The sequence below is a fragment of the Thomasclavelia sp. genome, from assembly GCF_017889095.1.
Classification (GTDB): Bacteria; Bacillota_I; Bacilli_A; order Erysipelotrichales; family Coprobacillaceae; genus Thomasclavelia.
This window is the reverse complement of sequence record NZ_JAGHEW010000048.1, coordinates 1-20,001: the sequence shown is the minus strand read 5'-3', so window position 1 is coordinate 20,001 and position 20,001 is coordinate 1. Positions and strand designations below refer to the sequence as shown.

24 protein-coding genes and 2 tRNA genes are annotated in these 20,001 nt (G+C 31.3%); all 26 read left to right on the top strand.

Annotated features, from left to right (window positions below; translation table 11 throughout):
* Positions 1-2,385: tape measure protein (locus tag J7M77_RS02195; RefSeq protein WP_296875538.1), on the top strand; the 2,385-nt coding region annotated here is incomplete at its 5' end.
* 1 nt (position 2,386) lies between these two features.
* Complete coding sequence (locus J7M77_RS02190) at positions 2,387-3,130, top strand: hypothetical protein (protein ID WP_296875537.1); 744 nt, start codon at positions 2,387-2,389, stop codon at positions 3,128-3,130.
* A gap of 1 nt (position 3,131) precedes the next feature.
* Entirely contained in the window at positions 3,132-4,091 is a 960-nt protein-coding gene (locus tag J7M77_RS02185) for a hydrolase (RefSeq protein WP_087359185.1), read from the top strand.
* Positions 4,084-4,578, top strand: coding sequence for a DUF2577 domain-containing protein (locus tag J7M77_RS02180; protein ID WP_087359186.1), 495 nt, complete (start codon positions 4,084-4,086; stop codon positions 4,576-4,578). The genes J7M77_RS02185 and J7M77_RS02180 overlap by 8 nt, the downstream gene beginning before the upstream one ends.
* A 2-nt stretch (positions 4,579-4,580) precedes the next feature.
* A complete protein-coding gene (locus J7M77_RS02175) occupies positions 4,581-4,988 on the top strand; it encodes a DUF2634 domain-containing protein (protein ID WP_087359188.1) in 408 nt (135 codons plus the stop codon).
* Position 4,989: 1 nt separating this feature from the next.
* Positions 4,990-6,057, top strand: coding sequence for a baseplate J/gp47 family protein (locus J7M77_RS02170; protein ID WP_296875534.1), 1,068 nt, complete (start codon positions 4,990-4,992; stop codon positions 6,055-6,057).
* A complete protein-coding gene (locus J7M77_RS02165; RefSeq protein WP_296875532.1) occupies positions 6,050-6,832 on the top strand; it encodes a putative phage tail protein in 783 nt (260 codons plus the stop codon). The genes J7M77_RS02170 and J7M77_RS02165 overlap by 8 nt, the downstream gene beginning before the upstream one ends.
* 9 nt (positions 6,833-6,841) lie before the next feature.
* Positions 6,842-8,635, top strand: a complete 1,794-nt coding sequence (locus J7M77_RS02160; protein ID WP_296875529.1) for a phage tail protein — start codon at positions 6,842-6,844, stop codon at positions 8,633-8,635.
* A 37-nt stretch (positions 8,636-8,672) separates the two neighbouring features.
* Positions 8,673-8,855, top strand: a complete 183-nt coding sequence (locus J7M77_RS02155; protein ID WP_296875527.1) for a hypothetical protein — start codon at positions 8,673-8,675, stop codon at positions 8,853-8,855.
* A 134-nt stretch (positions 8,856-8,989) separates the two neighbouring features.
* The gene (locus tag J7M77_RS02150; protein WP_087359196.1) at positions 8,990-10,054 is read left to right on the top strand and encodes a reverse transcriptase domain-containing protein; all 1,065 of its coding nucleotides are present in this window, start codon (positions 8,990-8,992) and stop codon (positions 10,052-10,054) included.
* Entirely contained in the window at positions 10,051-10,305 is a 255-nt protein-coding gene (locus J7M77_RS02145) for a hypothetical protein (protein WP_087359198.1), read from the top strand. Before J7M77_RS02150 ends, J7M77_RS02145 begins: the two co-directional genes overlap by 4 nt.
* 3 nt (positions 10,306-10,308) lie before the next feature.
* A complete protein-coding gene (locus tag J7M77_RS02140; protein ID WP_275086214.1) occupies positions 10,309-10,425 on the top strand; it encodes a CD1375 family protein in 117 nt (38 codons plus the stop codon).
* Positions 10,426-10,468: 43 nt separating this feature from the next.
* Positions 10,469-10,594: a CD1375 family protein gene (locus J7M77_RS02135; RefSeq protein ID WP_275086215.1), complete on the top strand. Its 126-nt coding sequence runs from the start codon at positions 10,469-10,471 to the stop codon at positions 10,592-10,594.
* 50 nt (positions 10,595-10,644) lie between these two features.
* Entirely contained in the window at positions 10,645-10,986 is a 342-nt protein-coding gene (locus J7M77_RS02130) for a hypothetical protein (protein ID WP_087359200.1), read from the top strand.
* Between the two features lie 13 nt (positions 10,987-10,999).
* A complete protein-coding gene (locus J7M77_RS02125; RefSeq protein ID WP_087359202.1) occupies positions 11,000-11,290 on the top strand; it encodes a hypothetical protein in 291 nt (96 codons plus the stop codon).
* 17 nt (positions 11,291-11,307) lie between these two features.
* Complete coding sequence (locus J7M77_RS02120; RefSeq protein ID WP_087359204.1) at positions 11,308-12,414, top strand: GH25 family lysozyme; 1,107 nt, start codon at positions 11,308-11,310, stop codon at positions 12,412-12,414.
* Between the two features lie 140 nt (positions 12,415-12,554).
* Positions 12,555-13,871 (top strand): M18 family aminopeptidase, encoded by a 1,317-nt coding sequence (locus J7M77_RS02115; RefSeq protein WP_296875516.1) that lies wholly within the window; start codon positions 12,555-12,557, stop codon positions 13,869-13,871.
* The gene (locus J7M77_RS02110; protein WP_296875514.1) at positions 13,871-14,515 is read left to right on the top strand and encodes a hypothetical protein; all 645 of its coding nucleotides are present in this window, start codon (positions 13,871-13,873) and stop codon (positions 14,513-14,515) included. The genes J7M77_RS02115 and J7M77_RS02110 overlap by 1 nt, the downstream gene beginning before the upstream one ends.
* 108 nt (positions 14,516-14,623) lie before the next feature.
* Positions 14,624-15,490 carry a shikimate dehydrogenase gene (locus J7M77_RS02105; protein WP_296875512.1) on the top strand — a complete coding sequence of 289 codons (867 nt, stop codon included), beginning with the start codon at positions 14,624-14,626 and terminating at the stop codon, positions 15,488-15,490.
* Between the two features lie 86 nt (positions 15,491-15,576).
* Positions 15,577-16,233 carry a response regulator transcription factor gene (locus J7M77_RS02100; protein WP_296875510.1) on the top strand — a complete coding sequence of 219 codons (657 nt, stop codon included), beginning with the start codon at positions 15,577-15,579 and terminating at the stop codon, positions 16,231-16,233.
* On the top strand, positions 16,233-17,675 hold the full coding sequence (locus J7M77_RS02095) for a cell wall metabolism sensor histidine kinase WalK (protein ID WP_296875508.1): 1,443 nt from the start codon (positions 16,233-16,235) through the stop codon (positions 17,673-17,675). The genes J7M77_RS02100 and J7M77_RS02095 overlap by 1 nt, the downstream gene beginning before the upstream one ends.
* A complete protein-coding gene (locus J7M77_RS02090) occupies positions 17,656-18,300 on the top strand; it encodes a hypothetical protein (RefSeq protein ID WP_296875506.1) in 645 nt (214 codons plus the stop codon). Before J7M77_RS02095 ends, J7M77_RS02090 begins: the two co-directional genes overlap by 20 nt.
* Positions 18,301-18,389: 89 nt before the next feature.
* Positions 18,390-19,097 (top strand): M15 family metallopeptidase, encoded by a 708-nt coding sequence (locus tag J7M77_RS02085; RefSeq protein ID WP_296875504.1) that lies wholly within the window; start codon positions 18,390-18,392, stop codon positions 19,095-19,097.
* Positions 19,098-19,145: 48 nt separating this feature from the next.
* Positions 19,146-19,667 (top strand): hypothetical protein, encoded by a 522-nt coding sequence (locus J7M77_RS02080; RefSeq protein WP_296875502.1) that lies wholly within the window; start codon positions 19,146-19,148, stop codon positions 19,665-19,667.
* Between the two features lie 129 nt (positions 19,668-19,796).
* Positions 19,797-19,870, top strand: a tRNA-Gly gene (locus J7M77_RS02075).
* Between the two features lie 7 nt (positions 19,871-19,877).
* Positions 19,878-19,953 (top strand) — tRNA-Asn (locus tag J7M77_RS02070).
* Positions 19,954-20,001: the final 48 nt, after the last annotated feature.

The following is a 20,001-nucleotide window of genomic DNA, read 5'->3' as shown; positions in this document are numbered from 1 at the left end:
CAATTAAATAATTTAATTGATAGCACTGAAAGAAACATACGTGATAACTTCAATGCACAGGAACAGTTTAACCAGTCCATTCAAGATGGTTCTTCATTCATGGACGGTCTAAAAGGAAAAATAGGAAGTGCAATAGCTGTCTATGCTTCTATGAAAACCATACAAAATGGTTTGGGTTTAGCTGATGAAATGAACCAGTTAAGTGCCAGATTAAACTTAATGAACAAAGGACTTCAAACAACACAGGAATTACAGGATATGATTTTTGTAAGTGCCCAGAGAGCGAGAAGTGAATATTTAAGTATGCAAAATATTGTTGCTGGATTGGGGCAACATGCCAGTGATGCTTTTAGCAGTAATGGTGAAATATTACAGTTTGCTGAAAATCTTCAAAAGCAGTTTGTCATTGCTGGTGCAAGTCAAGAAGAAATGGCAGCCGCTTCACTTCAATTAACACAAGCCTTGGGTTCTGGTGTTCTTAGAGGTGACGAATTAAACAGTGTATTTGAACAGGCACCAAACGTTATTCAAACCATAGCTGATTATATGGGTGTTCCTATTGGTAAAATTCGTGAAATGGCAAGTGAAGGCGAAATCACTGCTGATATAGTCAAAAATGCAATGCTTGGGGCTACTGAAGAAATCAATGCACAGTTTGAATCAATGCCAAAAACATTTGGACAGATCATGACAAGCATACAGAATTATGGTGTCAAAGCATTTGAACCACTGTTACAGAAACTTACAGAAATTGGAAACAGTGAGGGTTTCAATGCATTAGTTCATGGAGTAACCAATGCGTTAATCATAGTTGCTAATGTAGTTACTACTATCTTTGGTTTAATAACAAGTGTAGCTGGTTTTGCATATGATCACTGGAATGTTATTGAACCAGTTATTATAGCTGCTGCAGTTGCTTTGGGATTATATGCATCTTATTTAGCAATTAAAAATGGTATTGAATTAGCAAGTCACGCTATAAGTGCCATATCAGTTATGTGGCAATATGCTTATGCTGCTGCTACTGGTACTGCTGTAAGTGCTACTACTGCTGAAACCGCTGCACAATGGGGCTTAAATAGTGCATTGTTGGCTTGTCCTATTACGTGGGTTGTTCTTGGGTTCATTGCTTTAGTTGCTATCCTATATATAGTGATTGCAGTTATAAATGAAGTATGCGGTACATCATTAAGTGCAACAGGTATTATAGCTGGTGCAGTTTTTGCATTAGGGGCTATTATTTATAATATAGGTGCTATGATCTATAATTTTTTAGTGTTCGTGATTGTCGGTATCTATAATATTGGATTGGCTGTAATTACAAATTTAGGTACATTGTGGAACTGGCTATGGGTATCAATAGCAAATATAGCGATACTTGTAATAAATACAATTATTGCTGCATTCGTCACTCTATATTCAATATTTGCAGTTATCGTTGCTGGACTAGGTGCAATTTTCGATTATGTATGGAAATTTGTAGCAAATATAGCTATCAGTGTAGCTGAATGGATAGTAAATAACTGGAATTCAGCAACTTTAAAAGTTCAGCAGTTTTTTGCAAATATTGGAAAGACTGGGGCAACTGCATTTAAATCAGTAACTAATGCCGCTGGAAGTGCGGCATCAGCAATAGCGAACGCTTTTGTTAGCGGTGCTAACGCTGCGATTAAAGCAATCAACTGGATTATAGATGCAATCAACTTGATTCCTGGTGTTGATATTGACAATGTAAAGAAGATTGGCAAGGTAGACTTAAAATTTGATACCAGCGGTATAGACAGTTATATCAGTGAAATGGACGGTATACTGAATAAAACTGCTGATACAGTTAGTTTTGATCGTTTTGAATATAATGGTTTCCAGATGCCAGACCTTCCAGATGTAGGAGATTATACACTTGATTTTTTAACACCAGAAGAATGGACCACACCAGAGGGATTAGCAGACCCATCAGATTATTATGCTGATTTCAAAGATATTGGTGAAGCCTACAACAACGGTTATGAATGGGGTTCTAATCTTGTGGACAGTATCAAAAATTTTGACCCAACACAAGAATTAACCGATTCATTACCAAATACAGATAATCTAACTGATTCTATTACTAAAGGTATTGATAATTCATCTTCAAGCCCAAATACAGGCAAGATTGCTGATAATACTGAAAAGATTGCTGACAGTATGGATATTACAGATGATGAATTGAAATATTTAAGAGATTTGGCGGAACAGGAAGCGATAAACCGTTTTACTACTGCTGAAATCAAACTAGAAATAACAAATAACAATAACATCAGTAAAGATACTGATTTAGATGGTGTTATTGATTATATGGCAAGTCAACTTGAAGAAAAAATGAATATTGCTGCGGAGGGGGTATAACATGTATAAGTTTTATTTAGATAAGATTTTATTACCTATTACCCCTTCTAAAGTTGAAACCACAATAAAAAATCAGAACAAAACACTTGTTCTGATCAATGAAGGGGAAATAAACATTTTAAAAAATGCTGGTCTAACTGAAATTACCTTTGATGCATTATTACCGCTTATTAATGATTATCCTTTTGCAGTTTATCAGGGGGATTTCCAGACCGCTGGTTATTTCCTGGAAAAAATTGAAAAACTAAAGACATCAAAAGAACCGTTTCAGTTCATCATAACAAGAAGATTTGAAAATAAACTGCTTTTCAGTACCAATATGAAGGTATCTTTAGAAGATTATACAATTACAGAAGATGCAACGGAAGGTGACTGTATAAAAGTAAGCATAAACTTAAAACAGTATCGTGATTATGGTACAAAAACGGTTGATATAAAACTTGATCCATACAAACCTAAACCAATTATTAAGGTGACTACTGAAAGACCTAAAACAACTACCACTACTACTAACAAAACTTCCAGCAGTTCAGCCGCTAAAAAAGCGGTCACAAAAGGCTGTACAGTTATTCTAAACGGTTATCTGTTCAGAGATAGCTATGGTAATGGCAGAGGTCAATACAGAAGCAATTTTAAAGGCAAGATAAATTTTATCAATACCAAAGGTTCTCACCCATACCACGTTACAACTATGAGTGGCGGGTGGCAAGGCTGGGTACTGGCTTCAGCGGTTCAGGTCGTTTAATATGGCAGTAGAATTAATTATACAGAATGGTACAAAAGCATACTTACCAGTTGTAGAAGATACTATTGAATGGACTACTGAAAGAAAGGGAGTACCTGGAAAATTAGCTTTTAAAATTTTAAATGATGGTCATATTGATATACAAGAAGGTAATGCAGTAAGATTCAAATATGATGATAAAAATGTATTTTTTGGTTTTATGTTTGAAAAAGGAACTGATAAATCTAAAGAAGTATCAATAACTTGTTATGATCAGTTAAGATACTTGAAAAATAAAGATACTTATGTTTATACTAATAAAACTGCTAAAGGATTTATAAAAATGGTTGCTGATGATTTTGGTTTAAGATGCGGTAATTTAATTGAAACGTCATGGACGATTTCAAACAGAGTTGAAGAAAATAAAACCTTATTTGATATGTTTCAGAACGCTTTGGATATAACACTTCAAAATACTGGTGAACTGTTTGTTTTATATGATGATTTTGGAAAATTAACACTTGATCATATTCAGAATATGAGAATACCATTACTTATTGATGAAGAAACAAGTGAAGATTATGATTATAAATCAAGTATTGATGGTGAAGTTTATAACCAGATTAAATTAACATATGATAATGAAAAAACTGGTAAAAGAGAAGTTTATATATCTAAAGATAGCAATCATATTAATGAATGGGGTTTACTTCAATATTATGAAACGATAGATGAAAATACAAATGGAAAGAGTAAGGCAAATGCCTTACTTTCTTTGTATAACAAAAAAATAAAGAGTTTAAAAATCAAGAATGTTTTAGGTGATGTTCGTGTTAGAGGTGGCTCAAGTGTAATTGTAAGACTAACCTTGATGGATATAAAAATAGATAGTTTTATGATAGTAGAAAAAGCAAAACATACTTTTACCAATAATTCACATCTTATGGATTTGGAACTGAAAGGCGGTGTTTTCAATGGCTGATATGCACGAAGTGATTAAAAAAATAGCATTAGCAGTTGTTGAAGAAAGTAAACCTACTGCGGTTCTTTTTGGTGAGGTTACAAGTGTATCACCATTGAAAATCACTATTGACCAGAAACTTACATTAGATGAAAATTTTCTAATTCTTACAAACAATGTAAGAGATCATAATGTAGATATGACTTTTGATTTCAGTACCAAATCAAAAACATTAGATGCAGATCATAAACACAATGCACAGTCAAGTGGCGGTATAAGTGTTACATCTAAATTAAACCCAGAACAGCCAGGTACAGTAATAGAAAATGAAGTGACAAATACATCTTCTACTTCTATTAGTGAAACTAAAATTGATTTAACTCATAGTCATGATATTAAAGGTAGAACAACTGTAACAGTTCATTATGGATTGAAAAAAGGTGAAAAGGTTATATTGATAAGATATAACAAAGGTCAAAAATTTTTAGTTTTAGATAGGGTGGTGTAATGATGTTACCAAATCAATATATTGATCTAAGCGAAAGTGATTTTGAAATTGAAGAAGAACAGAACACTGAAACTTATAAAATGATTATTCCATTACAAATTATAAATGGCAAAACTGATGAACAAGATGCAATGATACAGGCAATCTATAAAATATTGAATACAGAACGTTATGCATACCCTATTTACAGTGATAACTATGGTATAGAACTTATTGATCTCATTGGTGAAGATGCTGAATGGGTATGTGCTGAACTTCAAAGAAGAATAGAAGAAGCTTTATATCAAGATGAAAGAATAAAAGAAATAAATAATTTTGATTTTACTATCGAAGATAACAAAGTTCATGTTAGCTTTACTGTTTATACTGTTTATGGGTATACAACAATATCAAAGGGGGTGGAGTATTAACATGGCGTATGAAAATTACAGTTTTGAAAACATATTAAACAGAATGATTGAATATGTGAGAGATAAAAACAATTCCATTGATACAAGAGAGGGTTCTGTTATTTATGATGGTGTAGCACCAGCATCTATTGAGTTTCAGAATTTATTTATGGAAATGAACGCTTTATTAAATGATACTTTTGCTGATACTGCTTCAAGAGATTATTTAATATTAAGATGTGCGGAAAGAGGTTTAACACCAGAAGAAGCCACCCATGCCATTCTAAAAGGTGAATTTAATATAAATGTTCCAATTGGTTCACGTTTCTCATTAAATGATCTAAATTATACCGTCACTGAAAAAATCAGTGAGTGTATATTTAAATTGCAGTGTGAAACTGCTGGTACAGTAGGCAATTCTTATTTTGGTACAATGATACCTATTGAGTATATAGACGGTTTAGAAACATGTACTTTAACGGAATTATTAATTCCAGGTGAAGATGAAGAAGATACAGAAGTATTAAGACAAAGATATTTTGCCAGTTTTGATACTCGTGCTTTTGGCGGGAATATCAAAGATTATCTTGAAAAAACAAATGGTATACAGGGTGTTGGAAATACAAAAGTTGAACCAGTATGGAATGGTGGCGGTACAGTTCTTCTAGTTATTATTGATTCAACTTACAGAAAAGCTACACAAACATTAGTACAACTGGTTAAAGATACCATTGATCCAGTTCCATATGGTACTGGTCAAGGATTAGCACCAATTGGACATGTAGTAACTGTTAAGACCGTTGATGAAGTTCTAATCAATATCACATCAACATTTACATTCGACCCGTCATATACATTTGAAAGAGTTAAAGAACAGATAGAAACAACATTAAATGATTATATGCTGTCTTTAAGAAAAACATGGGCAAATTCAACAAATTTAATAGTTCGTATCTCACAGATAGAAACAAGATTACTAAACATTGAAGGTATTATTGATATTGCAAATACAAGAATTAACGGTAAATATAGCAATTTAGAATTAGATGAATATGAAATTCCAATTTTCAATTCTATTGTAGATGGCTAGAAAAATTAATATCATTGAATATTTACCAGAGTTCTTACAGAAATATCTTCAATTGAAACTGATATGTGAAGCTGAAAATGTTGTTTTTCAAGAAGCACTCAATGAAATAGGCATCATTAATGATAATCAGTTTATTCTAACTGCAAATAGTCAAGGCTTAAAGAGGTTTGAAAAGATGCTTGGTATTGTAGCATCTAATAATGACAGTCTGGACGTTAGAAGGGCAAAACTGTTATTAAAATGGAATGATAACATAGCATATACCTATACTAATTTTTTAAAAAATTTAGATATTATATGCGGTGAAAAAAATTATATAACAGAAGAACATTTTAGTGATTATTTATTAAAAATAGTCACTTTTTTATATGGTTATGGTCAAGTCAATCAAGTTGAAGAACTGATCAAAACAATGATACCATGCAATATCGTTATAAAAAGTGAAAATAAGATGAATTTTGATATTTGTGGCAGTGCTGAAATAAAATGTAGCTACTCATGTATTGATGTAGTGAATAACAGTGATGATCATAAATATTCATTCAATGTAAACTGTCAAGCTGTTGTTAAAGGTGGATATGTTGAAACAGAAGTTATCAATGCAGATGATAGCATCAAACATAATATTACAAACAATAGTAACTTATATGTATTAACTTCAAATAACAGTATAGAAACAATTAATAACAGTGATGATATAAAAGAAAATATCAATATAGAAATGGAAAATGAATTTATTGGTATTACTAATTTTATTGAAAAAACAGAAAGGTAGGAAATATAAATGTCACAATTTAATAGCATTGTAATTACAAAAAAAGGACAGGCTTTGATGGCTAAAATGTTGGCTGGAACTGGTAATGTTAAATTTACAAAAATTGCTACAAGCACAACTGAATATCAAGACAGCCAGTTAGAAAATTTAACATCATTATCCAATATTAAACAAAATCAAAGTATCAGTAAAATTACAAGACAAAATGATGTAGCAGTAAAAATTGAAGCAGCAATTGACAATAAAAATTTAGAAACTGGATATTATATTAAAACCGTTGGTATTTATGCACAAGACCCAAATGACGGTGAAATATTATATGCAGTTATGACTGCTAATGTAGCTGGTTGGTTACCACCATACAATGGTTTAGGTATTTCAAGCTGTATGTTCAATCTAACTGTAACGGTTGGTAACTCATCAAATGTTTCATTAACTGTATCAACTGGAGCAGTAGCAACGGTTAATGACATTCAAAATTTACAAAATCAAATTACCACACTACAAAGTTATATTGGTTTCAGTGATGAAGATATTTATGGTGTAGAAGTTGATTTTACAAATAAAGTTTTTACCAGATTAGCAGGTGCAGAAAATTTAGTAGCTGGTGAAGATTTTGATGATATTGCACCATGGAACAGAAGAAGATGTAACGTTACTGATGATGGTAAAGTGGTAGCTTATTATGGTGATAGCGGATATACAGAAACTGGAAAATTAACCAGTGCTATTACAATAGAAAGTGGTAAATATGCTGGTACTTATGCAGTTGGAACAAAAGTACAAGTTATGGTGGAACAGCCAAAATTTTACTATAAAGTAGTTCCTTTGAAATTAGAACCTATTACTACTGGTTATGGTTTTCATATGAGAAAGGCAAGATATTATATCTCATCTACACCAAAAGAAGGCTTTAAATTACACCCAGCTTTTGAAGTAAATGGCAGAGAATTAGAAAACATCTATTTAAGTGCATATGAAGGGTCATTATATGATGATTCAGCAAATGCATATATTTTAAATGATGAACAGGTAGCTGATTTCTCAAATGATTTACTTTCAAGTATTGCAAATGCAAAACCAGCAAGTGGACTAACACAAAATTTGAATAGAACTAATATTAGATCACTTGCACATAATCGTGGTGACGGTTGGGAAATTTCATACGCATCAACAGTTTCAGCAACACAGTTACTATTTTTAATTGAGTATGCATCTTTCAATATGCAATCCAAACTTGGCAATGGTGTAACTACTAAAACTGATGATGGAAGTACAAGCATGACAGAAATAACTGGTGCTACAACAAATCTTGGTAATGGAAGTGGTTCAGTAACAAACAGCAATGAATTTAATGTTGTAACTTACAGAGGTGAAGAAAACTTCTTTGGTAATATTTGGACTTGGATTGACGGTATGAACGTTGATAAAAACAGTACAAGTGAACCACAAGTTCATGATATTTATATTGCAAATTATAATTTTGCTGATGGTAGTAAGAACTCATCTTATGAAAAAGTTAATTTTCAAGCATGTTTAACAGAAGGTTATACAAGTGCTTTTGGATATGATGAAAATTTTGATTGGTTATTTGTACCAACAGAAGCTTTAGGAAATTCTAGTGTACCGGTTGGTGACTATTATTACAGAAACGCAAGTTATAACGGTATGTTGGCTGCCCTATTGGGTGGCTGCTGGAATAGCGGTGTTACGGCTGGGGGCTTCTATTTGCATTTGTATCATGCCGCTTCTCATCGTAGTCGTTTTCTCGGCGGTCGCTTGGTGTATGTACCGCAAAATTAATCTTAAATAAAATTAAATATATAACATGGGTGCAATAGTGCGATTGTTGTTATATAGCTTTGCACATGGTGAAGAAAAAAAAAGATTTTTTGCCCTATTAGGTAGCAACTGGAATAACAGTGTTAAAGCTAGGAGCTTCTATTTGAATTTGAATAATACCGCTTCTAATCGTAATCGTAATCTCAGCAGTCGCTTGGAACATGCAGTTAAAAATAAATGAGTAAAAATTATTGCACCCTACCGCTTGGTAAAATAGAAAAATCAAGTAAGTTGTATTGGTAGGTTTTTGAAAGTTTATTTTCAATTTCTCGAAGATTTGACTTCATATGTGCATACAAAGAAAAGGGGTATATTGTGAAACGTGTAGGCTATCTTTATGAACAGATATATTCTATGGATAATTTAAGATTAGCACATAAAAACGCTAGGAAAAACAAGACATGGTATAAAGAAGTTAAGATGATTGATACCAACCCAGATTACTATTTAAAAATATTACAGGACAGTTTAATCAATCATACCTATAAAACTTCTGAATATGAAACTTTCATCAAAAAAGAAAATGGTAAGGAAAGACTAATTTATAAATTACCATATTTCCCTGATCGAGTATGTCAATGGGCTATCCTTCAAGTGATAGAACCAATGTTAATAAAATATTTTACAACCAACACTTATTCAGCAATTCCAGGAAGAGGAACACATAAATGTCTATATGATGTAATTAATGCAATCAAAACTGATACTTATGGTTGTCAATACTGTTTAAAAATAGATGCCAAAAAGTATTACCCATCTATTAATCATGATATTCTAAAAAGTATTTATGCCAGATTGTTCAAGGACAAAGAACTTCTAGACTTGATATATGAAATCATTGATTCAACTGATGGTGATACTGGTATACCTATTGGTAATTATTTATCACAGTATAGCGGTAATTTGTATTTATCACCGTTAGATCACTGGTTAAAAGAACAGAAACACATTAAGCATTTATTTAGATATATGGACGATATAGTCATTTTTGGAAGTTCAAAAGAAGAACTTCATAATTTAAGAATTGAAATGACTTCATTTATGCAATCTAAATTAAAACTGGAAATGAAAGATAATTATCAAGTCTTTCCAACTTATGTTAGGGGTGTTGATTTTGTTGGTTATCGTATCTTTTTGGATTATGTGTTATTAAGAAAATCAACTTGTATTAATTTCAAAAGGAAAATGAATGAAATTAATAAAAAGCGGTTACGTGGTGAAATTATAAGCTATTCTGATTACTGCTCATTCAATTCCTATAAAGGTATTTTGAAACACTGTAATTCATACAGGCTTATTGAGAAATACATGAAACCTTTAGAAAAATACGTTGATTCATATTATAAATTTTATATAAAGAAAGGTGGAAATTTGACATGATCAATCATGGAAAAGTAAGAAGTACAGAAAAACCAGAAAATATATTAATTGATGAAAAAAGTGTTTGGGTTCATACAAATATAGAACCTATATGTGAAACAATTGATGAACATGAATTTAATGGTTATGAATATGATATGATTCAGTATGATAAAGATGAATATATCAAATACATTACTGAAAATCAAAATCAGCAGATTACAGATGTTCAATTAGCATTAGTTGAGATCTATGAAAGTATGGGGGTATAAACTATGGCAAAGGTTTATTATGAATTGATCATCAAAGGTTTAAAGACAATTGATGATGTTCCAGAGAAATTAAAGGAACAGGTTCAAGAACTATTGGATAGTGATTCTAATGATAATTAGAATTTTACTATATATTCTACTTCACATGAAAGGGGTGAAAGAAATGGCTGTAATCTATGCAACTTTGATTGTCAAGGGAAAGAAAACATTTGATCAAGTTCCAGACAAAATCAAAGAACAGGTGAAAGAAGTGCTAATTGATTTGGAAGTACCAGAATTAGCAGAATAAAAAGGGCTTATTTTTAAGCCTTTTTTATTTTTAGAAAGGAGCAAATAAAAATGGATATGATTGAAATTATAAAAACAGTTTTAATGATTATTTTTGGTGGATTAGCTATTTATTTCAAGTGCAATGTAAATTTACAAAAGAAAATCACTGAAATTTCAGCTAAAGCCATTGTTTTTATCAAAGATGCAGAAGAAATATATGCTGACGGAACAAAACAAGGCGGTCAACGTTTTGAATGGGTGGTAAATGAATTATATAAATTGATTCCATCACCATTTAATAAGATTATTACAAAATCAATGATTGCTGAAATTGTTCAGTCAACATTTGATGAAATCAAAGAATATACAAAAATTAAATTAGATAAATTAACAGATACAAAAGAAAATTAGGAAGGGTGACTATATGAAAGAATTATTAATGACAACATATACGATTTCCCTTCCTATTATTTTAGGCTATATCGTATGGATTCTAAAAGAACAGAAAAAATCACGTGATGCAAACTGTGAAGGTACTAAATGTTTGCTAAGGGTTAAATTAATTGAATATCATGACCGTTACATGATGGAAAAATCAATTCCATCATATGCACTTGATAACTGGGTTGAAATGTACAGTGCTTATGAAGGTTTAGGCGGTAATGGTATGGTTAAGGGAATGAATGAAGAAATTCATAGATTACCAATCAAATAAGAAAGGAAGATACAAAAATGAAAGAATATGGATTAGATTTAAGTAAACACAACGGTTCATTAGATTTTAATGCAATCAAAAACAATGGAAACACATTTGTTATTTTGAGGGCTGGATATGGTGTTAGCGGAACTAAAGACCCTAAATTTGATGAATATTATGCTGCTGCTAAAAGTGCTGGTTTAAAAGTTGGTGCTTACTGGTATAGTTACGCTTTAAATGCTGATCATGCAAAAACAGAAGCTAAAAATATGTTAGAAATCATCAAAGGGAAAACATTTGAATATCCAGTTTTTATTGATATGGAGGACGCGGACGGATATAAAAAGAAAAATGGTATGCCATCAAATTCTACCTTGGCATCTATTTGTAATGTTTTTTGTGAATATATTGAAAGCAAGGATTATTATGTTGGTATCTATGCAAGTGAAAGCTGGTTTAATAATCAGTTAAAAACTGTTTCAAGTGCTTATGACAAATGGGTAGCCAACTGGGGAACAAATAATGGAACATTACAATCAGATAAATCAAATGCCTATAAATTGCATCAGTTCACATCAAATTATTCATTAAATGGTAAGAGATTTGATAGAAATATTTCATATCATGATTATGAAACAACAATTAAAAATGCAAAACTTAATGGATTTGGTGAAACTTCAACACAAACACCAGTAAATACACCTTCTGGTTCTACTTTAGATTTAGTTGCTGGTGTCATGCAGAAAAAATACGGTGATGGTGAAGCCAGAAAAGCAGCATTAGGAACACGTTATGATGAAGTTCAAAGTATAATCAATCATATTGCTAATGCTAGTATTGATACACTTGTTAATGAAGTAAAAGCTGGTAAATATGGAAATAACCCAATTAGAAAAACTGTTTTAGGTTCACGCTACCAGGAAGTACAAGACAAGATTAATAACGAAGATAAATCTTCAATTAAAGAAGGTCAAAGCGTTAGAATTAAAAACGGTGCGAAGGATTTAAATACTAAAACAAAGTATGCATCATGGGTTTATAAATTATCTTTTAAAGTCATTCAAGTAAAACAAAACCGTGTTGTTTTTGGGAATTCTAAAAATGAAATCATTGGTGCAACTGATATTTCTAACTGTTACTAACTTGTTACTAGTAGAATGTAATTTTATATAATCTTATATAACTGAATAGTTCAAAAATCAGCGTAATATCATCTTATATAATGTTATGAAATTGAACTAATTTATGTTATAATATTCAAGTAAAAAAGGAGGTATTTTACGTGTATAAAGAAGTTTCTCAAGAATTATTAGAGTTTTTGAAAAAAAGTCCAACTGCTTTTCATGCGGTTGAAAATATTCGTAAAGAACTATTGGATCATGGCTATAGTGAAATATTAGAAAGCAAACGCTGGGAAATTGTTCCTGGGGGTAAATATTTTGTTACGAGAAATAATTCTAGTATCATTGCTTTTCATGTTGGAACTAAATTAGATGATTATGGATTTAATGTTGCCGCTTCACATAGTGATTATCCAACTTTTAAAATTAAAGAAAATGCGGAAATTGAAGTAAAAGGAAAATATACGCAATTAAATACTGAAGGTTATGGCGGGATGTTATGTGCAACCTGGTTTGATAAACCTTTATCAATTGCCGGAAGAGTTTTAGTTAAAGAAGGAAATCAAATGGTAACGAAGTTATTAAATATTGATCGTGATCTTATTTTGATTCCTAATTTAGCGATTCACATGAATCGTGCTGTAAACGAAGGTTATAGCTATAATAAACAAATTGATATGTTACCATTATTTGGTGGCAGTGAAACCAAACCGGGAGATTTTAAAAAGTTAATTGCTAAAGAATTAAAAGTTAGTGAAACGGATATTTATGGCAGTGATCTATATTTATATAACCGTACAGCACCATCAATTTGGGGTGCTAATGAAGAATTTATTTCATCAGCTCATTTGGATGATCTTCAATGTGGCTTTACGTCATTAAAAGGTTTCTTAGAAGGTTATAATGATGAATCAATCAATGTTTTAGCTTGTTTTGATAATGAAGAAGTAGGTTCGCAGTCAAAACAAGGAGCGGGATCTACTTTCTTATATGATGTATTAAAACGGATCAATGGTGCTTTATCAAAAAATGAGGAAGATTATTATCGTGCTTTAGCTAACAGCTTTATGTTAAGTGCTGATAATGCTCATGCAGTACATCCTAATCATCCAGGAAAAACCGATGTTGCCAATTGTGTTTATATGAACGAAGGAATCGTTGTAAAATCACATGCTGGTCAAAAATATACTAGTGATGGTGTAAGTATTGCAATATTGAAAGAACTATGTCAAAAAGCTAATGTACCTTTACAATTCTATGCTAACCGTTCTGATGAATTAGGTGGCAGTACACTTGGAAATATTGCGATGTCTCAAGTATCAATGAATAGTGTTGATATTGGTTTACCGCAGCTGGCAATGCATTCGACTTATGAAACAGCTGGAGTTAAAGATACCTATTATATGGTAGAGTTAATGAAAACATTCTTTAATGGACATATTAGTGAAGTTAGTCATGATATTTTGAAGGTTGAATAATGAAAAAACAAACAAAAAAATATGACTTAACTAGTGAAAATATGGCTTTGATCAAGTCTTTAAATGAACAATATTTCGCTTTTTACCATGAAGTAGAAGCGTATGTTTTTCGCCATAACTCACAAAGTTTAAAAGCTAATATTATTTTAGCGGAAATCTTAAAGCAACTACTTGAACATCAGGATAAAACAAATAATAGTAGTAAGTTTACAAATTTATCGATCAAAGCTTTTGTTGCTCAGATAGAAAAGAAACTGAATTTTAAAACTAAAATCAAAGAAATGAAAAATAATGATATGCAAAGATATACGATATCAGGATTATGGATCACGATGTGTGGTTATATTGTTTTGATGTTTATTAAAGAGTTTTTAACCGATCATTATTTAATTAATTTTTCGATTGATTTTCTAGTTGCAGTATTTGCTTTTTATATCACGTTACATCAGTTTATTAATCAATATCAAATTATTAAACGCTATCAATTAAAAATTCAGGCGTTTTCGATTCAATTAATCGGTGTTGCAGTATCGATATTTGTAATTATATTAACTTTAAGAAGTCCTTTTGATATTTCTTTTTTGATCATGGTAATTGCTTATTTAACTAGTCAAAAGATTGTAAAAAAAGAAATGGAAAAATAAGTATTTAATAAACGGCTCTAAATAGAGTCGTTTATTTATATCCAAAAATATTTTTATTGAGTATGATCGTAATTTTGTTGTATACTAAAGAAAATTAGGAGGTAGAAAATGGCAGAAAGAATTACTGGACATACTAAGTTAGTCGGATTGTTGGCACATCCGGTTCATCATTCAACTTCACCAATGATGCATAATGAAGCATTCGCTAAATTGGGATTAGATTATGCTTATTTAGGATTTGATGTTGATAATGATAGTTTAGAAGATGCAATTAAAGGAATGCGGGCCTTAAAGATGGCTGGGGCTAATGTTTCTATGCCAAATAAAATAGTTGTTGGTAAATATTTAGATGATTTATCACCGGCAGCTAAATTATGCGGTGCTGTTAATACGATTGTTAATGAAGATGGTAAATTAGTTGGGCATATTACTGATGGAACTGGTTTTATGCAGGCATTAAAGGATAATGATATCGATATCATTGGCAAGAAAATGACTATTGGTGGAGCTGGTGGGGCAGCTACTGCTATTATCGTTCAGGCGGCTTTGGATGGCGTTAAAGAAATCTCGGTATTTAATATTAAAGATAAATTTTGGGATAATGCTAAAGCTAAAATTGAAATGATCAATCAAAAAACCGATTGTCAAGTGACTTTATATGATATGGCGGATCTAGCTAAATTAAAAGCAGAAATAGCTAGCAGTCAGATTTTTGTCAATGCAACAGGTGTGGGGATGAAACCGTTAGAAGGGAAAACATATATTCCTGATGCTACGTATTTACCAAAAGATGTGATTGTTATGGATATTATTTATGTTCCTGAAGAAACGGCTTTATTAAAATTGGCTAAAGAAGCTGGTTGTAAGTATTTAAATGGAATGGCGATGGTTTTATTCCAGGGAGCTGCTTCATTTAAATTATGGACTGGCAAGGATATGCCAATTGAACACATGAAAAAAGTCTTAAAGATGTAACAAGCTAGGTAAAACTAGTTTGTTTTTTTATTTTAAGATACAAATATGATGCAATTTTAAGGTAAGATAGAATTGAGGTGAGTTGGATGAATAAAATTTTGATTGTTGAAGATGAACAAAAGATTGCCAGATTAATTTATATCAATTTAGTTGAAGCAGGATTTGCCTGTAAGTGTGTAGATAATGGGAAAAAAGTAATTGAATTAATTGAACAGGAACAGTTTGATTTGATTTTATTAGATATTATGTTACCGGAAATTAATGGTTACGAGCTAATGGAATATATTCGTCCTCTAGAAATTCCAGTGATTTTTTTAACGGCAAAAGGTGATGTTAAAGATCGAGTCAAAGGACTAAAGCTTGGAGCGGAAGATTATATCGTTAAACCGTTTGAAATAATTGAATTACTTGCCCGGGTAGAAACGGTTTTACGACGGTTTCATAAAATAAATCCAATATTAACGGTTTATGATATTAGTGTTGATACTTTATCAAGAGTGGTAAAGAAAAATGGACAAGTAGTTAATTTAACGAAAAAAGAATATGAGCTGTTATTATTATTTATTAAACATAAAAATATTGCTCTTTTTCGAGAACGAATTTATGAAACGGTTTGGGGTGATTACTATTTAGGGGATAGTCGAACGGTCGATCTTCATGTACAGCGAATGCGTAAAAAATTAGGCTTAGAGGATAAAATTGTTTCTGTTTATAAAGTTGGCTATCGCCTGGAGGTAGACTAATGAGCTTTTTTTGGAAACTGTATTTTAGTATTATGGCAATAACAATTACTGGTTTTAGTGTTGGCGGATATTTGTTGATTCAAACAGGTTTTGATAATTCGTTAAAACGCGAAATCGCCAGTATTTATCAAGAAAATGATATTTTAGTAAATTCAATTACATTAGAATTATCACCGTATTTACAAGGTATTCCCACTAGTGATGTGACTTTTTATAATGAACTGTTGAAAAATGTGGTTTCCAATATGACTTTTGAAACTCTTAATGGCAATATTTTGTTTTGTATACGAATGGAAAATAGTGATGTGATCTATCAAAATACTGATTTTAATGCTGATATTAACTGGTTAGATAAAATAGGTCAAAACAATCGTGGTTATGTTGTTGAAAAAGAAAATAACAAATATATGTTGCATTCAATTCGCAGTTTTTCATTAAGTGAAGTTAAGCTATATTTTGAAAATCAAAAAGATATATCAGAACTATTTATTAATTGTGAAAATCAGTATAAAACCTTATTATATAACACAATTATTTTATCATTAGTTAGTGGCATGGTGATTTTTATTGTTACCAGATGGCTAGTTAGCCCAATCAAAAAATTATCACAGGCCACACAAAAAGTAGCTAGTGGTGATTTGACAGTTCCAGTTATTGCTGGGGGTGAAGATGAAATTGGACAGTTGACCAAAGATTTTAATACTATGGTCAATCGCTTACAAATTACGATGAATGAATTACATGAAGCTTTAGAGCGTCAGGAAATTTTTGTTGGTAATTTTGCTCATGAATTGAAGACTCCGTTGACATCGATTATTGGTTATGGTGATATGTTGCGTACCAGACGGTTAGGCGAAGAAGAGATAATTGATTATGCCAGTTTAATTGTTGAAGAAGGAAAGCGACTAGAAACGATGGCGATGAAATTGTTGGAATTGACGGTGTTGAAAAAACAGGATTTTAAGATGTATTTTGTTGATGCGCTAAGCTTTTTTGCCGGAATTGAAAAGACAGTTAGTTTATTAATGGCTAAAAAGGAAATTGAGTTTATTGTCCAGGCAGATAATAAGAAATTGTATCTAGAACCGGATTTAATGAAAACGGTATGTTTAAATTTGCTTGATAATGCTTATAAAGCAGTTGGTAAAAAGGGAAAAATCAATTTAATTGGTAAAATAATCCCTGGTGGGTATCAAATCATTGTTCAAGATAATGGCTGTGGTATGGAAAGTACGGAATTAAGTAAAATCAAAGAGGCATTTTATATGGTTGATAAATCACGTTCTCGTAGCGTTGGCAGTGCGGGATTGGGTTTGGCGCTTTGTCAACAGATCATTGATTTGCATCATGGGTCAATTAATTTTAAAAGCGCTTTAAATCAAGGAACGACAGTAATTGTAGAATTGAAAGAAGGACAAAATGATGAAAAGAAATATTATTAAATATATAATTACAATTTGTTTATTAAGCATTATTCCTTTACTTCCGCTTATATCAGCTAAGCTTCAAGATGAACGGTTAATTGGGCATTTGTATGTTGAAACAATAAAAAATGATAATCAAGAAATAAAAAGCAATCAATTATCAGTCGGTGAAAAATTAGAAATAATAAAAAGCTACACGAATAAAGAGAAAAATATCATTACAACTAGTCAGCTGCAAGATATGAATGATGAAAATGTGGCCAAGATCAAAAAAATAATCAATGATCAGTTAGTTATTTTAAACGGTTTAGGAATATTGACGGAATTAAAGCTTGATGATAGTTATCTTTGTTATAATTATCTTTTAAAACGTTATAGTGACGTTGATAATGCGTTTAAAAGCGTAAGTGTCTATCAGGTTAATTTTACTAGTGAAAGTGGCGGATTTAACGTTGAACTGGATGTTAATACTCATAAGATTTATCAATATGATTATTATAGCGTTAAATATAAAGAGAAAAAAGAAAGTGAGATTTATATTTTTGGTACTAAATATCTTGGTTTAAGTAAAACAGAGACTCAGGTTTATTTTATGGATATGATTGGTAGTAAGAGTTTGGTTAATGTTTTGGATCATGAATAAATTGAAACAACTATGATGATTATTTGATGGTGTTTCTATACATCCTATTTATATACTGAAATAAATAAAGATGTAAAGGAGTAGTAAAAATGAAACGATTTGGATTATTAATAGTTGTTTTTTGTTTATTGATTAATTTATGGTTATTGATCCAGATGCAAGGTGAAGTTAGCGAAGATAGAATTGATGAAAAGAAAATTAGTGAAAAAGAAAATAATAAAGTTATTGATGATGAATTATTAACGTTAGTCAATTATGAAAACGAAGTTCCGGAAAATTGGCAAGTGAATTTAATTGCAATCAATAATAATCAATTGGTTGATAAGCGGGTTTATGATGATTTAATGGCTATGTTACAGGATGGTAAACGTGCTGGATTAGAATTATTGATCTGTTCAAGCTATCGCAGTAATGAAAAACAGATGCAGCTTTATCAAGAAAAAGTGAACGAGTATTTAAATCAAGGTTATTTAAAAGATGAAGCTGAAAATAAAGCGGCTTTTTGGGTTGCTCGACCAGGAACTAGTGAACATCAATTAGGATTGGCAATAGATATTGTTTCAAAAGATAATCAGCGACTTGATCCTAGCCAGGAAAGTACGGTAGAACAGCAGTGGCTGATGGCAAATAGTTATAAATATGGTTTTATTTTACGTTATCCTACTGATAAAAGTGATATCACTAAAATTGGCTATGAACCTTGGCATTATCGCTATGTTGGTAAAAACCATGCCAGAAAGATAAAAGAACTAGATGTATGCTTAGAAGAATATTTATCATTAATTAATAAAAGTTAATATTTAATTCACATCGGTGTATAATATTAGTAAACTGAGGTGAAGATAATGGCAAAACGATTTGAGTTTGATGATGAATTTGATGATTTTGATGAATTTAATGAACCTGAAGAAGAAATAGAAGAAACACCTAAATATAAACAGGGCAAACAAAAAACAAAGAAGGTTACGAAAACTAAGCATCGCAATAAAACAAAGACCAAAGTAAAAAAAGAAAAAGCAGGGCGTTCTAAGTTTTCGACATTTATTTTATCTTTGTTGATATTAATTATTATTGCTGGTGCGTGTGTTGGTGGTTATTTTGCATATCAATATTATCTAGACCAACAAAATCAAATTGATGAGCTGCAAGATCAAATTGACCAGCAAAATAAAAATGAAGAAAAAGAAGAACAAAAAAATGATGAAAAATCACCAGATCAAAAAGAAAATCAACAACCAGATATAGATGAAAATCAAGATCTTGATAAAAATGATCAAGAAGATAGTAGTGATGAAAATAACAATGATAGTGAAAATAATGCTGATTCTAGCGACAATATTGTAGATGACAACGAAACTGCCCAATAGGCAGTTTTTGTTGCAATATCACGAAAAATAAAAAAAATTAAATTTTTTTCAAAAAAAGCTTGCAATAGTTAAAAATAGATGTTATTATATTAGGGCAGTAGTCGATGAGGGACTACTCAAGAGAAACAAGCGGGTGTAGTTCAATGGTAGAACTTCAGCCTTCCAAGCTGACTACGTGGGTTCGATTCCCATCACCCGCTCCATTATTTTGCTTGAATAGCTCAGTTGGTAGAGCAATCGGCTGTTAACCGATCGGTCGTAGGTTCGAGTCCTACTTCAAGCGCCATGGCCTGTTGGAGAAACGGTTAACTCACATGCCTTTCACGCATGCATT

Excerpts from the sequence above, each read along its gene's own strand:
- J7M77_RS02190 (WP_296875537.1), top strand. The coding sequence starts at position 2,387 with ATGTATAAGTTTTATTTAGATAAGATTTTATTACCTATTACCCCTTCT.
- J7M77_RS02185 (WP_087359185.1), top strand. The coding sequence starts at position 3,132 with ATGGCAGTAGAATTAATTATACAGAATGGTACAAAAGCATACTTACCA.
- J7M77_RS02180 (WP_087359186.1), top strand. The coding sequence starts at position 4,084 with ATGGCTGATATGCACGAAGTGATTAAAAAAATAGCATTAGCAGTTGTT.
- J7M77_RS02175 (WP_087359188.1), top strand. The coding sequence starts at position 4,581 with ATGTTACCAAATCAATATATTGATCTAAGCGAAAGTGATTTTGAAATT.
- J7M77_RS02170 (WP_296875534.1), top strand. The coding sequence starts at position 4,990 with ATGGCGTATGAAAATTACAGTTTTGAAAACATATTAAACAGAATGATT.
- J7M77_RS02165 (WP_296875532.1), top strand. The coding sequence starts at position 6,050 with ATGGCTAGAAAAATTAATATCATTGAATATTTACCAGAGTTCTTACAG.
- J7M77_RS02160 (WP_296875529.1), top strand. The coding sequence starts at position 6,842 with ATGTCACAATTTAATAGCATTGTAATTACAAAAAAAGGACAGGCTTTG.
- J7M77_RS02145 (WP_087359198.1), top strand. The coding sequence starts at position 10,051 with ATGATCAATCATGGAAAAGTAAGAAGTACAGAAAAACCAGAAAATATA.
- J7M77_RS02140 (WP_275086214.1), top strand. The coding sequence starts at position 10,309 with ATGGCAAAGGTTTATTATGAATTGATCATCAAAGGTTTAAAGACAATT.
- J7M77_RS02135 (WP_275086215.1), top strand. The coding sequence starts at position 10,469 with ATGGCTGTAATCTATGCAACTTTGATTGTCAAGGGAAAGAAAACATTT.
- J7M77_RS02130 (WP_087359200.1), top strand. The coding sequence starts at position 10,645 with ATGGATATGATTGAAATTATAAAAACAGTTTTAATGATTATTTTTGGT.
- J7M77_RS02125 (WP_087359202.1), top strand. The coding sequence starts at position 11,000 with ATGAAAGAATTATTAATGACAACATATACGATTTCCCTTCCTATTATT.
- J7M77_RS02120 (WP_087359204.1), top strand. The coding sequence starts at position 11,308 with ATGAAAGAATATGGATTAGATTTAAGTAAACACAACGGTTCATTAGAT.
- J7M77_RS02110 (WP_296875514.1), top strand. The coding sequence starts at position 13,871 with ATGAAAAAACAAACAAAAAAATATGACTTAACTAGTGAAAATATGGCT.
- J7M77_RS02105 (WP_296875512.1), top strand. The coding sequence starts at position 14,624 with ATGGCAGAAAGAATTACTGGACATACTAAGTTAGTCGGATTGTTGGCA.
- J7M77_RS02100 (WP_296875510.1), top strand. The coding sequence starts at position 15,577 with ATGAATAAAATTTTGATTGTTGAAGATGAACAAAAGATTGCCAGATTA.
- J7M77_RS02095 (WP_296875508.1), top strand. The coding sequence starts at position 16,233 with ATGAGCTTTTTTTGGAAACTGTATTTTAGTATTATGGCAATAACAATT.
- J7M77_RS02090 (WP_296875506.1), top strand. The coding sequence starts at position 17,656 with ATGAAAAGAAATATTATTAAATATATAATTACAATTTGTTTATTAAGC.
- J7M77_RS02085 (WP_296875504.1), top strand. The coding sequence starts at position 18,390 with ATGAAACGATTTGGATTATTAATAGTTGTTTTTTGTTTATTGATTAAT.
- J7M77_RS02080 (WP_296875502.1), top strand. The coding sequence starts at position 19,146 with ATGGCAAAACGATTTGAGTTTGATGATGAATTTGATGATTTTGATGAA.